The 20944-nt window shown below is 57.8% G+C and carries 19 protein-coding genes; 14 read left to right on the forward strand and 5 right to left on the reverse strand.

Annotation, left to right across the window (positions count from 1 at the left end; genetic code table 11):
* Window positions 1–102: 102 nt before the first annotated feature.
* From queA to secF, 5 genes are all read left to right on the forward strand, one after another.
* A complete protein-coding gene (gene queA, locus NHG65_RS04985; RefSeq protein WP_207976272.1) occupies window positions 103–1173 on the forward strand; it encodes a tRNA preQ1(34) S-adenosylmethionine ribosyltransferase-isomerase QueA in 1071 nt (356 codons plus the stop codon).
* 72 nt (window positions 1174–1245) lie between these two features.
* The gene (gene tgt, locus NHG65_RS04990) at window positions 1246–2370 is read left to right on the forward strand and encodes a tRNA guanosine(34) transglycosylase Tgt (protein WP_085115431.1); all 1125 of its coding nucleotides are present in this window, start codon (window positions 1246–1248) and stop codon (window positions 2368–2370) included.
* Between the two features lie 33 nt (window positions 2371–2403).
* Window positions 2404–2736, forward strand: coding sequence for a preprotein translocase subunit YajC (yajC, locus tag NHG65_RS04995; RefSeq protein ID WP_012005503.1), 333 nt, complete (start codon window positions 2404–2406; stop codon window positions 2734–2736).
* 25 nt (window positions 2737–2761) lie between these two features.
* A complete protein-coding gene (gene secD / locus NHG65_RS05000; protein ID WP_099062304.1) occupies window positions 2762–4609 on the forward strand; it encodes a protein translocase subunit SecD in 1848 nt (615 codons plus the stop codon).
* A 10-nt stretch (window positions 4610–4619) separates the two neighbouring features.
* On the forward strand, window positions 4620–5588 hold the full coding sequence (gene secF / locus NHG65_RS05005; protein ID WP_099062303.1) for a protein translocase subunit SecF: 969 nt from the start codon (window positions 4620–4622) through the stop codon (window positions 5586–5588).
* 59 nt (window positions 5589–5647) lie between these two features.
* On the opposite strand, the gene ttrR is transcribed toward secF, so the two are convergent.
* Entirely contained in the window at window positions 5648–6268 is a 621-nt protein-coding gene (ttrR, locus tag NHG65_RS05010; protein WP_262261326.1) for a tetrathionate respiration response regulator TtrR, read from the reverse strand.
* Window positions 6243–8000, reverse strand: coding sequence for a tetrathionate respiration histidine kinase TtrS (gene ttrS / locus NHG65_RS05015; RefSeq protein ID WP_499182996.1), 1758 nt, complete (start codon window positions 7998–8000; stop codon window positions 6243–6245). The genes ttrR and ttrS overlap by 26 nt, the downstream gene beginning before the upstream one ends.
* Before the next feature lie 153 nt (window positions 8001–8153).
* Between ttrS and ttrB the strand changes: the two genes are divergently transcribed.
* Genes ttrB through ttrA form a run of 3 tightly spaced genes read left to right on the forward strand, consistent with a single transcriptional unit; the run spans window position 8154 to window position 13019 of the window.
* The gene (gene ttrB, locus NHG65_RS05020) at window positions 8154–8888 is read left to right on the forward strand and encodes a tetrathionate reductase subunit TtrB (protein WP_499182997.1); all 735 of its coding nucleotides are present in this window, start codon (window positions 8154–8156) and stop codon (window positions 8886–8888) included.
* Window positions 8885–9943: a tetrathionate reductase subunit TtrC gene (gene ttrC / locus NHG65_RS05025; protein ID WP_499182998.1), complete on the forward strand. Its 1059-nt coding sequence runs from the start codon at window positions 8885–8887 to the stop codon at window positions 9941–9943. Before ttrB ends, ttrC begins: the two co-directional genes overlap by 4 nt.
* Window positions 9936–13019 (forward strand): tetrathionate reductase subunit TtrA, encoded by a 3084-nt coding sequence (ttrA, locus tag NHG65_RS05030; RefSeq protein WP_261427420.1) that lies wholly within the window; start codon window positions 9936–9938, stop codon window positions 13017–13019. Before ttrC ends, ttrA begins: the two co-directional genes overlap by 8 nt.
* A gap of 46 nt (window positions 13020–13065) precedes the next feature.
* On the opposite strand, the gene NHG65_RS05035 is transcribed toward ttrA, so the two are convergent.
* Window positions 13066–13620, reverse strand: coding sequence for a SadB/YajI family lipoprotein (locus tag NHG65_RS05035; protein ID WP_283602667.1), 555 nt, complete (start codon window positions 13618–13620; stop codon window positions 13066–13068).
* Window positions 13621–13806: 186 nt separating this feature from the next.
* Here NHG65_RS05035 and nrdR point away from each other — a divergent pair, with 186 nt between their 5' ends.
* From nrdR to pgpA, 6 genes are all read left to right on the forward strand, one after another.
* Window positions 13807–14256 carry a transcriptional regulator NrdR gene (gene nrdR / locus NHG65_RS05040; RefSeq protein WP_004949256.1) on the forward strand — a complete coding sequence of 150 codons (450 nt, stop codon included), beginning with the start codon at window positions 13807–13809 and terminating at the stop codon, window positions 14254–14256.
* Window positions 14257–14266: 10 nt separating this feature from the next.
* Window positions 14267–15376: a bifunctional diaminohydroxyphosphoribosylaminopyrimidine deaminase/5-amino-6-(5-phosphoribosylamino)uracil reductase RibD gene (ribD, locus tag NHG65_RS05045; RefSeq protein ID WP_099062297.1), complete on the forward strand. Its 1110-nt coding sequence runs from the start codon at window positions 14267–14269 to the stop codon at window positions 15374–15376.
* Between the two features lie 119 nt (window positions 15377–15495).
* Window positions 15496–15966 carry a 6,7-dimethyl-8-ribityllumazine synthase gene (gene ribH, locus NHG65_RS05050; RefSeq protein ID WP_099062296.1) on the forward strand — a complete coding sequence of 157 codons (471 nt, stop codon included), beginning with the start codon at window positions 15496–15498 and terminating at the stop codon, window positions 15964–15966.
* Between the two features lie 20 nt (window positions 15967–15986).
* Window positions 15987–16403 carry a transcription antitermination factor NusB gene (gene nusB / locus NHG65_RS05055; RefSeq protein WP_085115442.1) on the forward strand — a complete coding sequence of 139 codons (417 nt, stop codon included), beginning with the start codon at window positions 15987–15989 and terminating at the stop codon, window positions 16401–16403.
* Window positions 16404–16455: 52 nt separating this feature from the next.
* The gene (gene thiL / locus NHG65_RS05060; RefSeq protein ID WP_099062295.1) at window positions 16456–17439 is read left to right on the forward strand and encodes a thiamine-phosphate kinase; all 984 of its coding nucleotides are present in this window, start codon (window positions 16456–16458) and stop codon (window positions 17437–17439) included.
* Window positions 17381–17935 carry a phosphatidylglycerophosphatase A gene (gene pgpA, locus NHG65_RS05065; protein WP_219015541.1) on the forward strand — a complete coding sequence of 185 codons (555 nt, stop codon included), beginning with the start codon at window positions 17381–17383 and terminating at the stop codon, window positions 17933–17935. The genes thiL and pgpA overlap by 59 nt, the downstream gene beginning before the upstream one ends.
* Window positions 17936–17978: 43 nt before the next feature.
* Here the strand turns inward: pgpA and NHG65_RS05070 are convergent, their stop codons facing one another.
* Both NHG65_RS05070 and dxs read right to left on the reverse strand, forming a co-directional pair.
* Entirely contained in the window at window positions 17979–18953 is a 975-nt protein-coding gene (locus NHG65_RS05070; protein WP_099062293.1) for an aldo/keto reductase, read from the reverse strand.
* A 107-nt stretch (window positions 18954–19060) separates the two neighbouring features.
* Entirely contained in the window at window positions 19061–20926 is a 1866-nt protein-coding gene (dxs, locus tag NHG65_RS05075) for a 1-deoxy-D-xylulose-5-phosphate synthase (RefSeq protein WP_099062292.1), read from the reverse strand.
* Window positions 20927–20944: the final 18 nt, after the last annotated feature.

A 20944-nucleotide genomic window follows, 5' to 3' on the forward strand; every position in this document is an offset into this window, starting at 1 on the left:
CATGCAAATCCTCCTTATTTCTTGCCGCTGACCGCCCGCAGCTTTAGACTAGGCCGCCTGTTTTTTACCAACCCGTCCTATATTGAAGAAGTGAATAGAGCCATGCGCGTCGCCGATTTTTCGTTTGAACTTCCCGAGTCCCTGATTGCCCACTACCCTCAACCTGAGCGCAGCGCTTGCCGTCTGCTGCAGTTGGACGGGCCGAGCGGGGAGCTTAAGCATGGCGTATTCACCGATTTGCTGGATAACCTGGAAGCCGGCGATCTGCTGGTGTTCAACAACACCCGGGTGATCCCGGCGCGCATATTTGGCCGCAAGGTCAGCGGCGGCAAGATTGAAGTGCTGGTTGAGCGGGTGCTGGACGATCACCGGGTGCTGGCGCATGTACGCGCCTCGAAGGCTCCCAAGCCGGGCACCGACTTGCTGTTGGGTGACGACGAAAGCATCGCCGCGACTATGGTCGCGCGCCACGATACGCTGTTCGAACTGCGCTTTAATGATGAGCGCGACGTATTCACTATCCTTAATGCCGTCGGCCATATGCCACTGCCGCCGTATATCGACCGTCCGGACGAAGACGCCGACCGTGAGCTTTATCAGACGGTCTACAGCGAGAAACCGGGCGCCGTGGCGGCACCGACCGCCGGGCTGCACTTCGATGAGCCGCTGCTGGCTGCACTGCGTGAGAAGGGCATTGAGATGGCGTTTGTCACCCTGCACGTGGGCGCGGGCACCTTCCAGCCGGTACGGGTGGAAACTATCGAAGAACACGTCATGCATGCCGAGTACGCAGAGGTGCCGCAGGACGTGGTTGACGCAGTATTGGCCTGCAAAGCGCGTGGCAAGCGTGTGGTAGCAGTCGGCACCACCTCGGTGCGATCGCTGGAAAGCGCCGCCAACGCCAGCAAAGAGGCATTAATTGCCCCGTTCTTCGGCGATACCAGCATCTTTATTTTCCCGGGTTACCACTATCAGGTGATCGACGCGCTGGTGACCAATTTCCACCTGCCGGAGTCGACGCTGATTATGTTGGTTTCCGCTTTTGCCGGTTATAAAAACACCATGCATGCCTATCAGCAGGCGGTGGCCGAGCAGTACCGTTTCTTTAGCTATGGCGATGCGATGTTCATCAGCCGTAACCCGCAGGCGGAGCAAGAGTCCGTCGGCGCCTGATTTCCTGGGCTGCGCATCTGGCGCAACCCTGTTTTAACGACATCAGACTGTTTCTCTGATGCTGGAGGCTTTGTGAAGTACGAATTAGACACAACCGATGGCCGCGCCCGCCGTGGCCGCCTGATCTTTGAACGTGGCGTGGTGGAAACCCCAGCCTTTATGCCGGTCGGCACCTACGGCACGGTAAAGGGCATGACGCCGGAAGAAGTGAAAGAGACCGGTGCGCAGATCCTGCTGGGCAACACCTTCCACCTGTGGCTGCGCCCAGGGCAGGAGATCATGAAGCTGCATGGCGATCTGCATGATTTCATGCAGTGGCATGGCCCGATCCTCACCGACTCCGGCGGCTTCCAGGTGTTCAGCCTGGGCGCGATGCGCAAGATTAAAGAAGAAGGCGTTCATTTCCGTAATCCGATTAACGGCGATAAAGTGTTCCTCAGCCCGGAAAAATCGATGGAAATCCAGTATGACCTGGGTTCCGACATCGTCATGATCTTCGACGAATGTACGCCGTACCCGGCAGACTGGGACTACGCCAAGAGCTCGATGGAAATGTCCCTGCGCTGGGCGCAGCGCAGCCGTCAGCGTTTTGACGAACTGAATAATAAGAACGCTTTATTCGGCATTATTCAGGGCGGTGTTTACGAAGATTTACGTGATGTATCAGTAAAAGGGCTGGTGGATATCGGTTTTGATGGTTACGCTGTGGGCGGCTTGGCAGTCGGTGAGCCAAAAGAGGATATGCATCGCATTCTTGAACATGTTTGCCCGCAAATTCCGGAAGATAAGCCACGCTACCTGATGGGCGTGGGCAAACCGGAAGATCTGGTTGAAGGCGTGCGTCGCGGTATCGATATGTTCGACTGTGTGATGCCAACGCGTAATGCCCGTAACGGTCATCTGTTCGTGACTGACGGTGTGGTAAAAATCCGTAATGCCAAGCACAAGGATGATACTTCTCCGCTGGATAAAGACTGTGATTGCTACACGTGTCGCAATTACAGCCGCGCCTACTTGCATCATCTCGATCGTTGCAACGAAATACTGGGTGCCCGATTGAACACCATTCATAACCTGCGTCACTACCAACGCCTGATGGCGGGTTTACGCGAGGCCATTGAACAGGGTAAATTAGAGCTGTTTGTTGCGGATTTCTACGGTCGGATCGGTAAACCGATTCCACCTTTAAACGCTTGAATTAATAATTGATAACTTAATGAGGGAATTTCAATGAGCTTTTTCATTTCTGACGCCGTCGCATCCGCAGGAGCTCCGTCTCAGGGAAGCCCGTACTCTCTGATCATTATGCTGGTGGTTTTTGGCCTGATTTTCTATTTCATGATCCTGCGTCCACAGCAGAAACGCGCTAAAGAGCACAAGAAACTGATGGACTCGATCGGCAAGGGTGATGAAGTGCTGACCACCGGTGGCCTGATTGGCCGCGTGACCAAAGTGGCTGACACCGGCATTATCGCTATTGCGCTGAACGACACCACGGAAGTGATGATCAAGCGTGACTTCGTGGCGGCCGTTCTGCCGAAAGGTACCATGAAGGCCCTGTAATTTTGTTTTCCCGAAGGGAATTGCCGTGCTAAACCGTTATCCTTTGTGGAAGTATCTGATGCTGATCGTCGTGATCCTCGTCGGTCTGCTTTATGCGCTTCCCAACCTCTATGGTGAGGATCCGGCTGTACAAATCACTGGCGCGCGCGGTGTCGCCGCCAGTGAAACTACGCTGGACCAAGTCCGTACCGTATTAGAAAAAGACAAGATCGCGAGCAAGTCGATTGCGCTGGAAAATGGCGCCATCCTGGCTCGCTTTAGCAATCCTGATATTCAGCTGCGCGCCCGTGAAGCCTTGATGGCAGAACTGGGCGACAAGTTCGTGGTGGCACTGAACCTGGCCCCGGCAACGCCGACCTGGTTGGCCATGCTGGGCGCCGAACCGATGAAACTCGGTCTGGACCTGCGTGGTGGTGTGCACTTCCTGATGGAAGTGGACATGGACACTGCGCTGAGCAAGCTGCAGGAACAGACCATGGACACCCTGCGCAGTGAACTGCGTGAAAAGGGCATTCCTTATGCGTCTATCCGCAAGCTGGACAACAACGGCGTGGAAGTACGTTTCCGTGACGATGCTGCCCGCGATCAGGCCATCAGCTACATCAGCTCGCGCCAGCGCGATATGGTGCTCTCGGCCAATGGCACCAATACTCTGAAAGCCAGCTTGACGGATGCCCGCCTGAGCGAAGCGCGTGAGTATGCGGTGCAGCAGAACATCACTATCCTGCGTAACCGCGTTAACCAGCTCGGCGTTGCCGAACCGCTGGTACAACGCCAGGGTTCTGACCGCATCGTGGTCGAACTGCCGGGTATTCAGGATACCGCACGCGCCAAAGAGATCCTGGGTGCCACTGCGACTCTGGAATTCCGTTTGGTTAACACCAACGCGGATACCACTGCGGCAGCCAACGGCCGCGTGCCGGGCGACTCCGAAGTAAAAGACACCCGTGAAGGCCAGCCGGTTGTGCTGTACAAGCGAGTGATCCTGACCGGTGACCACATTACCGACTCCACCTCCAGCACCGACGAATATAACCAGCCGCAGGTTAATATCTCGCTGGACAGTGCCGGCGGTACCGCAATGTCCAACTTCACCAAGGACAATATCGGCAAGCCGATGGCGACCCTGTTTGTGGAGTACAAGGACAGCGGCAAGAAAGACGCTAACGGCCGTGCAGTCCTGGTGAAACAGGAAGAAGTGATCAACGTGGCGAACATTCAGTCGCGTCTGGGCAACAGCTTCCGTATTACCGGTATCGGCAACCCGAACGAAGCACGCCAGCTCTCGCTGCTGCTGCGCGCCGGTGCGCTGATTGCGCCTATCCAGATCGTGGAAGAGCGTACTATCGGTCCGACCCTGGGACAACAGAACATCACCCAAGGTCTGGAAGCCTGCCTGTGGGGCCTGGTGGCATCCATCGTGTTTATGGTGGTTTGGTACCGTAAGTTCGGCATGATCGCGACCACGGCGCTGGTCGCCAACCTGGTACTGATTGTCGGCGTGATGTCCCTGCTGCCGGGGGCGACGCTGACCATGCCGGGTATTGCCGGTATCGTGCTGACGCTGGCGGTGGCGGTCGACGCCAACGTACTGATCAATGAACGTATCAAGGAAGAGCTGAAGAACGGACGTTCCGTTCAGCAGGCGATCCATGAGGGCTATAAAGGCGCGTTCTCCAGTATCGTTGATGCCAACATCACCACCCTGATCACCGCGATTATTCTGTACGCAGTGGGCACCGGTTCGATCAAAGGCTTTGCGATTACCACCGCAATCGGTGTGGCGACGTCCATGTTCACCGCGATTGTCGGTACCCGTGCCATCGTCAACCTGCTTTACGGCGGCAAACGCATTAACAAGCTGTCTATCTGAGGAGTGCGTTGTGGCACAGGATTATACTGTTGAACAACTCAACTACGGCCGTAAAGTCTATGACTTTATGCGCTGGGATTACGTGGCCTTCGGCATCTCGCTGGTGCTGCTGATCGCGTCAATCGCCATTATGTCGGTGCGTGGTTTTAACTGGGGTCTGGACTTCACTGGCGGTACCGTCATTGAAATCAGCCTGGAACAACCGGCCAACCTCGATCTGATGCGCGATACGCTGGAAAAAGCCGGGTTCCAGGACCCGGTTATTCAGAACTTTGGCAGCAGCCGTGACGTGATGGTGCGTATGCCACCGGCGATCGGCACCGCAGGCCAGGAACTGGGTAACAAAGTGATCGGCGTGATCAACGACTCGGTGGATAAAAACGCCACCGTGAAGAGGATTGAGTTCGTCGGCCCGAGCGTGGGCACCGAACTGGCGCAAAACGGCGGCATGGCGCTGCTGGTGGCGTTGATCTGTATTCTGATCTACGTCGGTTTCCGCTTCGAATGGCGCCTGGCGCTGGGGGCGGTTATCGCGTTGGCGCACGACGTGATTATCACCATGGGCGTGCTGTCGTTGTTCCGTATCGAGATTGACCTGACCATCGTCGCATCATTGATGTCGGTTATCGGTTACTCGTTGAACGACAGCATCGTGGTTTCCGACCGTATTCGTGAGAACTTCCGCAAGATCCGCCGCGGGACGCCTTACGAAATCATGAACGTGTCGTTGACCCAGACGCTGAGCCGTACCTTGATGACTTCCGGTACCACCCTGATGGTGGTTCTGATGCTGTACATCTTCGGCGGCGCAATGCTGCACGGCTTCTCTCTGGCTATGCTGATTGGTGTGTCTATCGGTACCATATCTTCTATCTACGTGGCGTCCGCGCTGGCGTTGAAACTGGGTATGAAACGCGAACACATGCTGCAGCAGAAAGTGGAAAAAGAGGGCGCAGATCAGCCTTCGATTATGCCGTGATTTGCCCGTGAGTTGAAAATATCATGCCGGTCGGTTTATCCCGACCGGCATTTTTTTGCCTATAGGCGGCTGACTCCGCTCTCCGGGCGCTCGGTTAACGTCAATTGGTTGAGTGAGTTCACCAGCTCCGCCAGGCTGGCGGCCTGCATTTTTTCCATCACTCTGGCCCGATGGACTTCAACGGTACGCACCGCAATGAAGTGACGATCGGCGATCAGCTTATTGGTCATTCCAGCGGCCACGGCGCGGGCTATCTCGCGTTCACGCGGCGTCAGCGCACTGAAACGCTGCTGCAACTGGTAGCGTTCCAATCGGTCTTGAGAATGGGCGATCCCCCGCTCCAATGCTTCGATCAGCGGCGCGGCGGCAATAGGTTTTTGCAAGAAATCCACGGCTCCCAGCTTCATCTCTGCCACGGCCATGGCAATATCGCCGTGACCGGTGACAATCACCACCGCCAGCGTACTTTCCTGTCGGCGCAGTTGCTGATGAACCTGTTGTCCGTCCATTCCCGGCATCCGAATATCCAGCATCACCACACCGCATTGATAAAGACTGACTTGATCGACGAACCTTTGGCTGTCGTGCCAAATCTGCACCCGATAGTTAAGTCCCTCGAGTAAGAAACGACAGGCGTCGGTGACGGCTAAGTCGTCATCGACCAGATGTATTAGCGCCATGGCGGGTTTCCTTTTGGATCACGGGGAAGTGCAGAGTCACGCGCAGCCCCTGTCGTTGAGTGGTGGAAAAGTAATTTTCCAGTGTCAGTTCACCCCCCTGGTTTTTCAGCAGCCGCTGGCAGATCACCAGCCCCAGGCCGAGGCCTTCCTGCTTGCTGCTGCGAAAGGGCACGAACGGCAGTGTCAGCTGTTCGGTGCTTAGACCGCCGCCGTCATCTTCAATAATCAGCCGTTGCTGGTGGGAGTCGGTTTCCAGCCGCAGGGTGATGTGTAGGGCACCCGCTTGCAGGCTGTTACTCAGCAAATTGGCGAGCACCTGCTCCAATAACGTGGTCTGGCTATACAACTGACTTTGGTCCGGGATGGCCAGGGTTATCTGGCACTGCGGATACTGCTGTTCTATCTGCATCAGTTTAACCAGGTGTTCCACCAGCGGTCGCAATAACAGGGGCTGCGCGTTTTCATGGTGTGGAGTCTTGCTGGCCCAGCGGCGTAAATTGACAATGCTTTCCGCGCCCCGCTGCGCCTGCTGACCAATCTGTTCGAGGATCGGCAGCAGTTCATGCTGTCGATCGCTGCGCTCAAGACGAATGCGGCAGCCCTCCGCATAATGCCGGATCGCCGCCAGCGGTTGGTTGAGTTCATGAGCAAAGCCGGAAGCCATCTCCCCCAGGGTACTGAGGCGTTGCGCCTTGGCCAGAGCGGTTTCCCTGGCGCGCAGCATCTGATGCATTTGTTCGAGCTGACGCCCGCGACGGCGGACCAGATGACCAATCCACAGATGGTTAGCGCCAAGCAGCAGCATTCCGCCGAAGATGGCACCGAGCAACAATCGGTGTTGCTGCGCCCAAAGGAATACGTCTTGCCAGAGCGATCGCTGGGTTGGGTGGATATTCAAATCGCTCAGTAATTGATTAACCTGGCGGGATGACGCCGGGGCGCCCCAAACCGGCAGGCCGGGAGCCTTCATCTGCAGTAACTGGCGGGTTAACTCATCTGCCAGCCGGTCCGGGACGTGGTTTAAGGCGGCAAATGACCAATTGGGATACAGCTCGGTGCTGGTCAGGCAGCGCTGGTCACTGTGCTTCGCCAACAGGGCGCGGTAATCGCTGGCCTGTAGCAAGCCTTCCGCCTGCATTTTCTCCAACAGACAAACCGGTACTATCACCGCATCCAGCGCCCGATCGCGCAACTGATAAAGCAGGGCATCCGCCGGATAACCGCTGAAGTGCAGTTGCAGGTCTTTCTCCGGCTGCAGGCCGGCACCAAGCAGTTCTTTATACCCCAGCAGGTAGCCGCCAAAGGCGTCAGCGGCGACGGCACCGACCTTTTTACCGAGTAGCTGGCTGGCCGTGGTAATGGGACTGTCGTGGCGCACCAGTATGACGCTGCCGACCACGTTGCCTGAGGCCTGTTGCGGCTGTTGGGCGGATCGCAGTGAAACCAGCCAGCGCAACGGGTAGCGGTTATCCAACTGAACATATTGCGCCGGGTTGGTGAGCAAAAAATCCACGCGTTGGTTACGGACCGCGTCATCGATACCGGTCAGGCTTAGCGGCGACAGTTGGAAATGGTCGTCGGGAAACTGGCGATTGAGGTGGTCGACGAGGGGTTGCCACTGGGCCAGTGCATGGGCATCGCCGCGCAGCGCCAGCACCGCAATGGTCCATTGTCCTGCCCAGGCCGTGTTTAACCAACCGCCCAGCAACAGAATTAGCACTGCTCTTTTCACATCGTCTCCGCTTTTATGATCCACATCACCGGGTTGAATTGTCCTGGATCAAGCCGCCGTCGGGAATGTGGTAAACCACAATATTGGCGGTCGGTCGTCGTTTTTACACTCCTTTGTATCAGTTCCCCGGCGGATACTTATTGGGAGAAATCAATGGACAGTGGGAAACGGCAGTTTTTACAACGACTCGGTGCGCTGACCGCCGGTGCCGCTTTGGTGCCACTGGCGCAGTCAGGGTGGCAGTTGCAACCGGCCCGGCGGGAAGGTGACAGCAAAAAGCGCATGGCGATGTTGATCGACCTGCGCCGTTGCATCGGTTGTCAGGCTTGTACGGTCAGCTGCGCGGTGGAAAACCGGCTGCCACAGGGGCAATTCCGTACCAGTGTACAGCAATATCAGGTCAGCCTGACGGGACAGGATTCGACCACCAACGTGTTGTTACCCCGGCTGTGCAACCACTGTGACAATCCGCCCTGCGTACCGGTCTGCCCGGTGCAGGCGACCTTTCAGCGTCAGGACGGCATCGTGGTGATCGACAACACCCGCTGCGTCGGCTGCGCCTATTGCGTGCAGGCCTGCCCTTATGAGGCGCGGTTTATCAACCACGAAACCCAGACCGCCGACAAATGCACTTTCTGCGTGCACCGGCTGGATGCCGGGCTGCTGCCCGCCTGTGTTGAATCCTGTGTTGGTGGCGCCCGGATGATCGGCGATCTCAACGATCGGCAAGGTGTATTAAGGCGCGCTTTGGATGAGCATCAGGCACAGCTCAAGGTATTGAAACCCGAACAGGGAACCCACCCTCAGGTGTTCTATCTGGGGCTGGATGAGGCTTTTGTCAGTCACGTCCGGGGACAACCGGCGCTGTGGCAGGAGGTACACCCATGATCCGCGAAATTATGGCCCGCCCGCAGGAGATCGCCTGGTTGCCCTGGGCGGTGCAGTATTTTTTCTTTATCGGTCTGGCCTGCGGCAGCATCATGATTGCCGTTTGGCTGCGCTGGCGCGATCCGCAGAATACGTCACGGCTGGAACTGGCCGCCGTCTCGTTGGCGCTGGTGAGCGGCACCGTGGCACCGATGGCCCTGAGCGCAGATTTACATCAGCCCGCTCGTATCTGGCATTTCTACGCCTACTTTACCCCCTGGTCGTGGATGTCGCTCGGCTCACTGTTTTTACCGCTGTTTACCCTGCTGGTGGTCAGCTATTTCGTCCTGCTGTTACGGGGGCAACTACGCACGAAAAGCCTGCCGTTGTGGGCTCGTTGGCTACAGTTCCGGCCGGCATGGCGTGAAGATAAATGGCTGCGCGGGGTGGCATTGGCCACTTTGCTTTCGGCGTTCAGCATCCTGCTCTATACCGGGCGTGAGGTTTCGGTGCTGCGGGCGCAGCCGCTGTGGTACAGCCTCTGGTTACCTTGGCTATTGTTATTGACCGCTATCCAGGCCGTTGCGCCGCTGTTGGCTTATTGGCTGCGTCAGGAGACGCAATGGCAGCGGCGCCTGGCTCGCTATCAGGTCATCAGCCTGCTGTTGCTGTGTGTCTCGGCTCTTGGCTGGTGGCTGGATGGCAGCAGGTCTTCCGTCGCATTGCACTCGCTGGCGACTCAGGGGGCCGTCTGGCTCTGGGCAGGTGTCACTTTTGTCGGCTTGACCCTGTTGCTGGTGGCGCTGGCATGGCGAGCACGCACTCAGGCGTTGGGCTCGAATGGGCTACGGGTGCAGTGTGCCGCAGCGCTGCTGCTGTGCTGGGGCGTGCGCTGGATGTTGCTGATGCAAACCCAGACGCTGCCCAAGTTCAACGTATTGACCAATCCTTATGTGTTACCCCTCGGCAGCGAAGGGCTGTTGGCGATCCTGGGCACCCTGGGCTTGTGGATAGCTTTAATCATTGGAATTCGTGAACTACAGCATGGGCTGATGGAGAAAAAACACTATGGCTAAGTCAACGCGGCGTCAGTGGTTGAAGGGTGGGCTCGCGCTGGGCGGATTGACCCTGTTTGGTGCCAGTTACAGTGAGATGGTGCAGAAAGTGTTTACCGGCCTGCGCGACGGCAGCAGCGGCAAACTGACGCTCGATCGGATCAGCGCCAACTCGTTACCGACAGAAGGCCGTCGGCACTCGGATGGCTGGCAGGCCAATCCACAGCAGGCGGTGTCCATGACCCAATGTTTTGGCTGCTGGACGCTTTGCGGCCTGCGGGTCAGGGTGGATCGCGACAGCAATCAGATCTTGCGCGTGGCGGGCAACCCTTATCATCCGCTGTCTCACGACCACCACTTTCCCTACTCTTTACCGGTGAGTGATGCACTCAACCGTCTGGGGGGCGATGAAGGTCTTGAACAGCGTTCCACCGCCTGCGCCCGTGGCGCGACCTTGCTGGAAGGGCTGACCAGCCCCTATCGCGTGCTGGAACCGATGAAGCGGGTAGGGCCACGCGGCAGCGGGCAGTGGCAGCGCATCAGTTTTGAACAGTTGATCCACGAAGTGGTCGAGGGCGGCGATCTGTTTGGCGAGGGGCCGGTTGAGGGGCTGCGAGCGATCCGCGATCTCGAAACGCCGCTCGATCCTGAGCAACCTTCGCTGGGGCCAAAGGCCAATCAGTTGCTGGTCACCAACGCCGGTGATGAAGGGCGGGACGCTTTTATCAAACGGTTTGCGCAAAACGCCTTTGGGACACGTAACTTCGGCCATCATGGCGCTTATTGCGGGCTGGCTTACCGGGCGGGCTCCGGGGCATTAATGGGCGATTTGGAAACCAATGCGCACGTTAAACCGGATTGGGACCATTTACGTTTTGGACTGTTTCTCGGTACCTCGCCGGCGCAGTCCGGCAACCCATTCAAACGCCAGGGGCGTCAGTTGGCCAACGCCCGTCTGCGCGATGAATTCCGTTACGTGGTAGTGGCCCCGGCATTGCCATTAACCACCACGCTGGCCAACGATCACAACCGTTGGGTCCCGGTGTTGCCGGGTACCGATTCCGCGCTGGTGATGGGCATGATCCGTTGGATCATCGAGCAGGAGCGTTATAACGCTGACTACCTGGCGCTGCCCGGCGAGACGGCCATGCAGGCGGCCGGTGAAAAGAGCTGGACCAATGCCACACATCTGGTGGTGATGAATGACGATCATCCGTTGTGCGGCCAGTTTTTGCGCCAGGTACATTTGGACGGCGGCACAACCGGAGAGGCCGAAAGTCCGCCTTTGGTCTGGGATACGCAGCGGGCTGAACCGGTGTCGGCCAACCAGGCGCTACAGGGCGCGTTGCGGGTGGAGCAACAGCTGCGGCTGGCCGACGGTTCACAGGTCCAGGTGCGTTCGAGCTTTCTCTGTCTGCAGCGGGCGGCTGAGCGCTTCACGCTGGCTGAGTACAGTACCCGCTGTGGCGTCAGTGCCGAGACCATTGCCGCGCTGGCCAGGGAGTTTACTTCCTATCAGCGGCAAGCGGCGGTGATCGCCCATGGCGGCATGATGAGCGGCAATGGCTTCTATAACAGTTGGGCGGTGATGATGCTCAATGCGCTGATCGGTAACCTGAACCTTAAGGGCGGCGTCTCGGTCGGTGGCGGTAAGTTCAAAGAGTTTGCCGATGGGCCTCGCTATAACCTGAAGAGCTTCCCCGGCATGGTGAAACCGAAAGGACTGGTGCTTTCGCGCAGCAAACAGGCATACGAGCAGTCGGACGAATATCGCCGCAAACTTGAGCAAGGTGAAAAACCTTATCCGGCGCGCGGGCCCTGGTACCCGTTTGTCGCGGGGCAATTCACCGAGCAACTGGCTCCGGCGCTGATGGGATACCCCTACCCGCTGAAGGCCTGGATCAGCCATATGGGTAACCCGCTGTACGGCGTTGCCGGTCTGCGCGAGGTGGTTGAAAGCCGGCTGAAAGATCCCCGCCAATTGCCGTTGTTTATCGCGATCGACGCTTTTATTAACGAAACCAGCGCCCTGGCGGATTATATCGTGCCGGACACCCATAACTTCGAGAGCTGGGGCTTTACCGCGCCCTGGTCCGGCGTGATGGTGCGGGCAAGCACTGCACGCTGGCCAGTGGTTTCGTCGCGGACTGCGACCACGGCGGACGGTCAGCCAGTGGCACTGGAAAGCTTTGTTATTGCGTTGTCGAAGGCGATGCAGCTGCCGGGGTTTGGCGATGCCGCCTTGCAGGATGCGCAGGGGAATGCCTGCGGCTTGCACAACGCCGAAGATTATTATCTGCGTGCTGCGGCCAATGTGGCTTTTGCCGGTGAGCCACTGCCGGAAGCGACGGAAAGCGAGCTGCGGCTGACCGGGGTGGATCGCCTGCAACCGGCGTTGGATAGGGTCTTGAAAACGGATGAGCGGTTGCGGGTCGGCTATATGCTAGCGCGTGGTGGACGTTTCGCGCCTTATGAACAGGGCTGGCGAGGAAATGAAACCGGGCCGCAGTGGAAGAAAGGGCTGAATATCTGGAACGAAGAGGTGGCGCGCCATCGCCATGCGATGACCGGAGAACGTTATAGCGGCTGTCCGACCTATTATCCGCCACGCTTTGCCGACGGGTCCGACGTTGGGGAACACTATCCAGAGGAGGCATGGCCGTTCCGCCTGATGTCGTTTAAGTCGCACCTGATGAGCAGTTCAACGGCGCCGATCGATCGTCTGCGCGCGGTGAAGCCGGTCAATCTGGTGGCGCTTAATCCGGCCGATGCTGAGCGTTATGCTCTACAGCATGGCGATCGGGTGCGGTTGCAGACCCCGGGCGGCAGCGTTGAGGCGCAGATCAGCTTGCTGGATGGCGTGATGCCCGGCGTGATTGCTATTGAGCACGGTTATGGCCATCGCGAGATGGGGGCGCGAACGCATATGCTGGATGGTCAGCCGCTGGCAGCCGATGCGCGCATTGCCTCCGGTATCAACTTAAACGATCTCGGGTTGCCCGATCCGACCAGAGAAATCAGCAATAGCTGGCTTGACTGGGTCAGCGGGGCGGCGGTGCGCCAGGGGCTACCGGCCAGGCTGCAACGGCTGGGTTAAGCTGATGGCCCACTCTCGCGAAGGGTTGAGTGTGGGCCGGGCCTGGTTAGTTTGCTGCGGCTGCCGCTGCAGTGGGTTCTACGCTGTGCAGTCGAACATAGCCCAGTTGATCTGGCGTCAGGCCACTGAAACGCAGCTCAAAACTGTGCTCCGTTTTGGGTAGCAGCGAGTCCGCACTGGCGATCGGCTGAGAAAGCGCATCGGCCGTCAGTGGCTTGCCGGTGGCCGCATCCAGTTGGCCCCATTCCACTGTGGCCTTGAATGCCGGCAGCGACGCCTGCGAAAGCGTGCGGACGTGCAGCATGGCCTGGGTGCCGTTAGCCTCGCTCTTCACGTGGCTGAGTGACACGCTCAGTTCACCGAGACTGCTGTGCAGGCGAGCGCCGTTATTGGCCGCCGGCAGCAGGTAAACGCCGCTGGTGGAGTTTTGGTTCAACTGGTTTTGCTGTTCCAGCGCCGTGGCCTGGTTAGTCAGGGTGGTTAATTGCTGATTCAGTGCAACCACCTGATTATGCAGTTTTGGCACTTCGCGAGTTTGCGCGCAGCCTGACAGCAGCACCAGTGTGCCGAGCAGGAAAATCTTGGGGTAACGGGTTGTCATGGCGGGGATTTCCTATTCAACTTCTCCTGTTATCAGCTTAGTCCGCCTGGCCGGGAAAGTCATGTTAACCCTCGTTTTGACCGCCGTTGATAACGGGTCTTCGCAACAAATAACCGACGGCCTTTGTTGTAACCGCACTTCGGGGTAAACTGTTCTTAACTATGAAAACGTTTATCAGGACGTGTTATGCATTGCCCTTTCTGCGCCGCCGTTGATACCAAAGTCATTGATTCCCGCCTGGTGGGTGATGGTTCGCAGGTGCGCCGTCGCCGCCAATGTTTGGTTTGTAATGAACGCTTCACCACTTTTGAAGTGGCTGAGCTGGTGATGCCGCGGGTAATCAAAAGCGACGAAGTCCGTGAGCCTTTCAACGAAGACAAGCTGCGTCGCGGCATGCTGAAGGCGTTGGAAAAACGCCCGGTCAGCTCTGACGACGTGGAGAACGCGATCAACCACATTAAATCCCAGTTGCGCGCCACCGGCGAGCGTGAAGTGCCGACTAAACTGGTCGGCAACCTGGTGATGGACGCGTTGAAAAAGTTGGATAAAGTGGCCTATATTCGCTTTGCTTCGGTCTACCGCAGCTTTGAAGATATCCGTGAATTCGGCGAAGAGATCGCCCGTCTGCAGGACTAAGGGACCTTTGATGCATAACGACGAATTGTATATGGCACGTGCCTTTGAACTGGCTCGATTGGGCCGTTTCACTACCGCACCGAATCCCAATGTCGGCTGCGTTATCGTGCGCGATGGCGAAATCGTCGGAGAAGGTTACCATCTGCGCGCCGGTGAACCCCATGCGGAAGTGCATGCGCTGCGCATGGCGGGCGAAAAGGCGCGGGGTGCCACCGCTTATGTCACGCTGGAACCCTGCAGCCATCATGGCCGCACGCCACCCTGTGCCGATGCGCTGGTGGCTGCCGGCGTAGCCCGGGTTGTGGCGGCGATGCAGGATCCCAACCCGGAAGTTGCCGGTCGTGGGCTGTACAAATTGCAGCAGGCGGGGTTGGATGTCCGCCACGGTTTTATGCTGGCGGAGGCCGAAGCGGTGAATCTGGGTTTCCTCAAACGGATGCGCACCGGCTTTCCTTATGTACAACTCAAGCTCGGCGCTTCACTGGATGGCCGCACGGCGATGGCTTCCGGCGAAAGCCAATGGATCACCTCACCGCAGGCGCGTCAGGATGTACAGCGCCTGCGGGCGCAAAGCGCCGCGATCCTCAGCACCAGCGCTACCGTGCTGGCGGACGATCCGTCACTGACGGTGCGTTGGGATGAGCTGGACGCCGAGACGCAAAGCATTTACCCGCGTGAAAACCTGCGGCAACCGCTGCGTATTATTCTGGATAGCCAAAATCGTGTCACCCCGCAGCATCGGGTGGTGCAACAGCCAGGGCCTACCTGGCTGGCACGCCTGCAGCCGGATCGGCAAACCTGGCCGCAGGATGTCGAGCAACTGACCTTCCCGGCGCACGGCGGTGGGGTCGATCTGGTGGTTATGATGATGCAACTGGCGAAACGTCAGGTGAATTCCATCTGGGTCGAGGCCGGCGCGCAGTTGGCCGGTGCCTTGCTGCAGGCCGGGTTGGTCGATGAGCTCATTTTGTATATCGCGCCAAAATTGTTGGGTGATAATGGCCGCGGCCTGTGTCACCTGCCGGGCCTCGAGCGCCTGGCTGATACACCGGAGTTCGTCTTCAGCGAAGTACGGCAAATCGGCCCTGATTTACGGCTGCGATTGAAGGCAAAATACTGAATGTAACGTCCGCTTGCCGGGACGGTTGTCGTTTTACAAAACCGCCCGCGCAGGCTGATAAAGAATGTGATAGAATCCGCCCCCCTGCGGGGTATTGAACCCATTTTTAAGGAAAGCCCATGAAAGTTATCGAAGGTGTTGTTGCTACTCCAAATGCCCGTGTGGCGATTGCAATTGCACGTTTTAACAATTTCATCAATGACAGCCTGTTGCAAGGTGCCATCGACGCACTGAAGCGCATTGGTCAGGTTGCTGACGACAACATCACCGTTGTCTGGGTCCCGGGCGCTTACGAGTTGCCGCTGACTGCACGCGTGCTGGCTAACACCGGCAAATACGATGCAGTGATCGCACTGGGCACGGTTATCCGTGGGGGCACCGCGCACTTCGAATTTGTCGCGGGCGAAGCCAGCTCCGGCCTGGGCAGTGTTTCTCTGAACACTGAAATCCCGGTTGCCTTTGGCGTGCTGACGACCGAAAGCATCGAACAGGCTATCGAGCGTGCCGGCACCAAAGCAGGCAACAAAGGCGCTGAAGCGGCTCTGACCGCACTTGAAATGATTAATGTTATCAAAGCTATTAAAGCCTGAATTTAGTTAAGGGGAATTCCGTGAAACCTGCTGCTCGTCGCCGCGCTCGTGAGTGCGCTGTTCAAGCGCTTTACTCTTGGCAGTTGTCTAAAAATGACATTGCCGATGTTGAACACCAGTTCCTGTCGGAGCAAGATGTCAAAGATGCAGACATCGCCTATTTTCGGGAGCTGCTGTCCGGCGTGGCGGTGAATGCAGGTCTGCTGGATAGCCTGATGGCACCTGTCCTGTCGCGTCAGCTCGAAGAGCTGGGCCAGGTAGAAAGGGCCGTTCTGCGCATTGCGCTGTACGAGCTGAAAATGCGTGAGGATGTGCCTTACAAGGTGGCAATCAACGAAGCGATCGAGCTGGCGAAAACCTTCGGCGCTGAAGACAGCCACAAGTTTGTGAATGGCGTGCTGGATAAAGTGGCACCAAGCATCCGCAAGAAAAAATAAAAAATTAAGGCCGGTATCCCCGGCCTTAATTTCTTCTATTGGAATATCGACCATGGCATGTGGCGAATTTGACCTCATTGCCCGCTATTTTGACCGGTTTAAGAGTCTGCGCCGGGATGTACAGTTGGGCATTGGAGATGACTGCGCACTTCTGACAGTGGCAGAAAAACAGCTTTTGGCCGTCAGTACCGACACTCTCGTTTCGGGCGTTCACTTCTTGGCGGATATCGATCCCGCCGATCTCGGCTACAAAGCACTGGCAGTTAACCTGAGCGACCTGGCGGCCATGGGCGCCGATCCCGCCTGGCTTTCATTGGCACTAACCCTGCCGGATGTGAATGAGCCCTGGCTGAAGGCGTTCAGCGACAGCCTGTTCGAGCAACTTAATTATTACGGCATGCAGTTGATTGGCGGCGATACCACTCGCGGTCCGTTAAGCATGACGTTAACCATTCACGGCCTGATCCCGGCCGGTCGGGCATTGACCCGCAGCGGCGCGCGCATCGGTGACTGGATCTACACCACAGGTACGCTGGGTGACAGCGCCGCGGGCCTGGCTGTGCTGCAGGACCGTTTGCAGGTGACAGATACCGAAGCACGCAATTACCTGCTTGGTCGCCATCTGCGGCCGCAGCCACGGGTGTTGCAAGGGCAGGCGTTGCGCGATCTGGCCAGTTCGGCGATTGATATTTCGGATGGCCTGATTTCCGATCTGAAGCACGTGCTGAAAGCTTCTGATTGCGGGGCGCGCATCAATCTGGATGAGCTGCCGTTGTCGCAGGCGTTAAGCAGCCATACGGACGCTGATCAGGCACTGCGCTGGGCGTTGACCGGCGGTGAGGATTACGAACTGTGCTTCACCGTGCCGGAAATCAACCGCGGCGCGCTGGAAGTGGCGTTGAGCCATCTGGGCGCTGACTACACTTGTATTGGTCAGATTGGCCCGCTGTCCGAAGGCATCAAGTTCTACCGCAACGATGAAGTGGTGGAACTGCCATGGCAGGGTTTCGATCATTTCAGTGAAGGGCAGGCGTAACATGGATGAAGCTAAACGCCGCTTGCGGATGAGCAATCCGTGGCACCTGTTGGCCACCGGCTTCGGTAGCGGTTTGTCGCCGGTGATGCCGGGCACCATGGGGTCATTGGCGGCGATCCCGTTCTGGCTGCTGCTGATCCAATTGCCATGGCAACTGTATTCGCTGTTGGTGATGTTCAGCATCTGCATTGGCGTCTACCTGTGCCACCAGACCGCCAAAGACATGAAGGTACACGACCACGGCAGCATCGTCTGGGACGAATTTGTCGGTATGTGGATCACGCTGATGGCTCTGCCGGTCAATGACTGGCAGTGGGTTGCGGCGGGCTTCGTGATTTTCCGTGTTTTGGATATCTGGAAGCCATGGCCAATCCGCTGGTTTGATCGCAACGTGCACGGCGGCATGGGGATCATGGTCGACGACATTGTCGCCGGGGTGTTTTCCGCCGGTATTATCTACCTGATTGGCCACCACTGGCCGCTTGGGTTGCTCTGATCTTGAGGGCGTAGTTCAATGCTACGCCCTTGAACCCTCTGCGTTATTCAAATCCTGTCACATGGTGCGGTACATAAGCCGTTTCCAGCTCGGCAATCTCTTCCGGTGTTAACTCAAGATCGACGGCGGCGACGGCGTCTTCCAGATGATCATGGCGTGATGCGCCGATAATCGGTGCGCTGACAACCGGCTTGCTCAACAGCCACGCCAGTGCGACTTGCGCACGCGTCACACCGCGTTCTTCAGCAATACTGGCCACGCGTTCGGCAATGATGGCATCGATGCCTTCGGTTTCATCGTACAGATTTTTACCGACCTGATCGGATACCAGCCGCGCGGTCGTTTCGCCCCAGGGGCGGGTTAATCGACCCCGTGCCAGCGGGCTCCACGGCAGCACCGCAATGCCCTCTGCGGCACACAGTGGCAGCATTTCCCGCTCCTCTTCACGCTGGATCAGGTTGTACTGGTCCTGCATGCTGACGAAGCGCGTCCAACCGTGCAGATCGGCGGTGTACAGCGCCTTGGCGAACTGCCAGGCGTACATTGAGGATGCGCCGATGTAGCGTGCCTTACCGGCTTTCACCACCTCATGCAGCGCTTCCAGTGTTTCCTCCAGCGGCGTTTCATAATCCCAGCGGTGGATCTGCAGCAGGTCAACGTAATCGGTGCCCAGGCGGCGCAGGCTGTCGTCGATGGACTGCATGATTTTGGCGCGCGACAGGCCGCGTTCCAGATTGCTCAGGGGGAAATAGACTTTGGTAGCGATCACCACCTGGTCGCGGCGGGCATAATCGCGCAGTGCCCGGCCGACGATCTCCTCACTGCTGCCATCTGAGTAGCTGTTGGCGGTGTCGAAGAAGTTGATACCGGCATCCAGCGCCTGTTTCAGCAGTGGTCGGCTGCTTTCCTCCGGTAACGTCCAGGCATGGTTGCCGCGGCTGGGTTCACCGTAGGTCATACAGCCCAGACAGATGCGTGAGACGTTCAGGTCGGTGTTACCCAATTTCAGATACTTCATGCTTGCCTCCCGGTGTCAGCACAGAACTTTAACTGTAGCGGATTTTCGGACGGCAGAAACAAAAACGCCCCCGCAAAGCGGAGGCGTTGAACAACCCGGCGCGAGGATTATTGCGCCAGCCAGGTCTCAATTTGCCGTTGTATACCGGCAGCGTCCAGACCCAGATCGCTACGGACTTCTTCCTGGCTACCCTGGGAGACAAAGTAGTCCGGCAGGCCGATATTCAACACCGGAACTACGCGGCGTTTGGCCATCAGCAGCTCGTTCACACCACTGCCGGCCCCCCCCATAATGGCGTTTTCTTCCAGCGTGACCAGCGTGCCGTGGCTGGCTGCCAGTTCAAGTACCAACTGTTCATCCAGTGGCTTCACGAAGCGCATATCCACCAGCGTGGCGTTGAGGTTTTCTGCTACCTGCGCGGCTTCCGGCAACAGCGTGCCGAAGTTCAGGATCGCCAGCTTTTCGCCTTCACGACGAACAACGCCTTTGCCGATCGGCAACGCGCTGAGAGGTTCCAGCGACGCCCCGGTACCGTTACCACGCGGATAGCGTACGGCGCTTGGGCCTTCGTTATAGTGATAGCCGGTGTACAGCATTTGGCGGCACTCGTTCTCATCGCTTGGCGTCATGATCACCATGGTTGGGATGCAACGCATGAATGACAGATCGAAGGCTCCCTGGTGAGTCTGGCCGTCAGCGCCGACAATACCGCCGCGATCGATGGCAAACATCACCGGCAGTTTTTGAATGGCGACGTCGTGGATCAACTGATCGTAAGCGCGCTGCAGGAAGGTGGAGTAAATTGCCACCACCGGCTTGTAGCCACCAATCGCCAGGCCGGCGGCGAAGGTCACCGCATGCTGTTCGGCAATCGCCACGTCAAAATACTGCTGTGGATAGTCGCGGGAGAACTGCACCATGCCCGAGCCTTCACGCATGGCCGGGGTGATGGCCATCAGCGAGCTGTCTTTGGCGGCGGTTTCACACAGCCAGTCGCCAAAGATTTTTGAATAGGTCGGCAGGCCACCGGCGCTTTTCGGCAGGGTACCGCTGGCCGGATCGAATTTCGGCACCGCGTGGAAGCTGATCGGGTCTTTTTCCGCCGGGGCGTAACCACGGCCTTTTTTGGTCATGATGTGCAGCAGTTGCGGGCCTTTCAAGTCACGCATATTTTTCAGCGTGGCGACCAGCCCCTGGACATCGTGGCCGTCGACCGGACCGATGTAGTTAAAGCCCAGCTCTTCGAACAGCGTGCCCGGTACCACCATGCCTTTCAGGTGCTCTTCGGTGCGCTTGACCAACTCTTTGATTGGCGGCAGGCCGGACAATACTTTTTTACCGCCCTCACGCAGGGTGGAGTAGAGCTTGCCGGACAGCAGCTGCGCCAGATGGTTGTTCAGCGCGCCGACGTTTTCCGAAATCGACATTTCGTTATCGTTCAGCACCACCAGCATATCCGGATCGATGTCACCGGCGTGGTTCATGGCTTCAAACGCCATACCGGCGGTGATGGCGCCATCGCCAATCACACAGACCGTGCGGCGATTTTTGCCTTCACGTGCTGCGGCTACGGCCATGCCGAGACCGGCGCTGATCGAGGTGGATGAGTGACCAACCGACAGAACGTCATATTCACTTTCCGCACGCCACGGGAAAGGGTGCAGGCCATTTTTTTGGCGAATGGTGGCGATTTTATCGCGACGCCCGGTCAGGATTTTATGCGGGTAAGCCTGGTGGCCAACGTCCCAGACCAGATGATCGAAGGGGGTTTGGTACACATAGTGCAACGCCACCGTCAGTTCGACGGTACCCAGCCCGGAGGCAAAGTGGCCACTGGAGCGGCTAACGCTGTCCAGCAGGTATTGCCGAAGTTCGTCACACAGCTTCGGTAGGCTCTCTTTTGGCAGCGAACGGAGTTCATCGGGATTTTCCGCTAGCGCCAGGGTCGGGTATTTGGCTATATCAAGACTCATTCGATACTCATATCAGAG

It is taken from the genome of Serratia myotis (assembly GCF_027474885.1).
GTDB classification, from domain to species: domain Bacteria; phylum Pseudomonadota; class Gammaproteobacteria; order Enterobacterales; family Enterobacteriaceae; genus Serratia; species Serratia proteamaculans.

Coding starts and splice junctions, on each gene's coding strand:
- nrdR (WP_004949256.1), top strand. CDS start 13,807: ATGCATTGCCCTTTCTGCGCCGCCGTTGATACCAAAGTCATTGATTCC.
- ttrB (WP_499182997.1), top strand. CDS start 8,154: ATGGACAGTGGGAAACGGCAGTTTTTACAACGACTCGGTGCGCTGACC.
- dxs (WP_099062292.1), bottom strand. CDS start 20,926: ATGAGTCTTGATATAGCCAAATACCCGACCCTGGCGCTAGCGGAAAAT.
- NHG65_RS05035 (WP_283602667.1), bottom strand. CDS start 13,620: ATGACAACCCGTTACCCCAAGATTTTCCTGCTCGGCACACTGGTGCTG.
- ribH (WP_099062296.1), top strand. CDS start 15,496: ATGAAAGTTATCGAAGGTGTTGTTGCTACTCCAAATGCCCGTGTGGCG.
- ribD (WP_099062297.1), top strand. CDS start 14,267: ATGCATAACGACGAATTGTATATGGCACGTGCCTTTGAACTGGCTCGA.
- pgpA (WP_219015541.1), top strand. CDS start 17,381: ATGAAGTGGTGGAACTGCCATGGCAGGGTTTCGATCATTTCAGTGAAG.
- ttrR (WP_262261326.1), bottom strand. CDS start 6,268: ATGGCGCTAATACATCTGGTCGATGACGACTTAGCCGTCACCGACGCC.
- NHG65_RS05070 (WP_099062293.1), bottom strand. CDS start 18,953: ATGAAGTATCTGAAATTGGGTAACACCGACCTGAACGTCTCACGCATC.
- thiL (WP_099062295.1), top strand. CDS start 16,456: ATGGCATGTGGCGAATTTGACCTCATTGCCCGCTATTTTGACCGGTTT.
- ttrC (WP_499182998.1), top strand. CDS start 8,885: ATGATCCGCGAAATTATGGCCCGCCCGCAGGAGATCGCCTGGTTGCCC.
- queA (WP_207976272.1), top strand. CDS start 103: ATGCGCGTCGCCGATTTTTCGTTTGAACTTCCCGAGTCCCTGATTGCC.
- yajC (WP_012005503.1), top strand. CDS start 2,404: ATGAGCTTTTTCATTTCTGACGCCGTCGCATCCGCAGGAGCTCCGTCT.
- ttrA (WP_261427420.1), top strand. CDS start 9,936: ATGGCTAAGTCAACGCGGCGTCAGTGGTTGAAGGGTGGGCTCGCGCTG.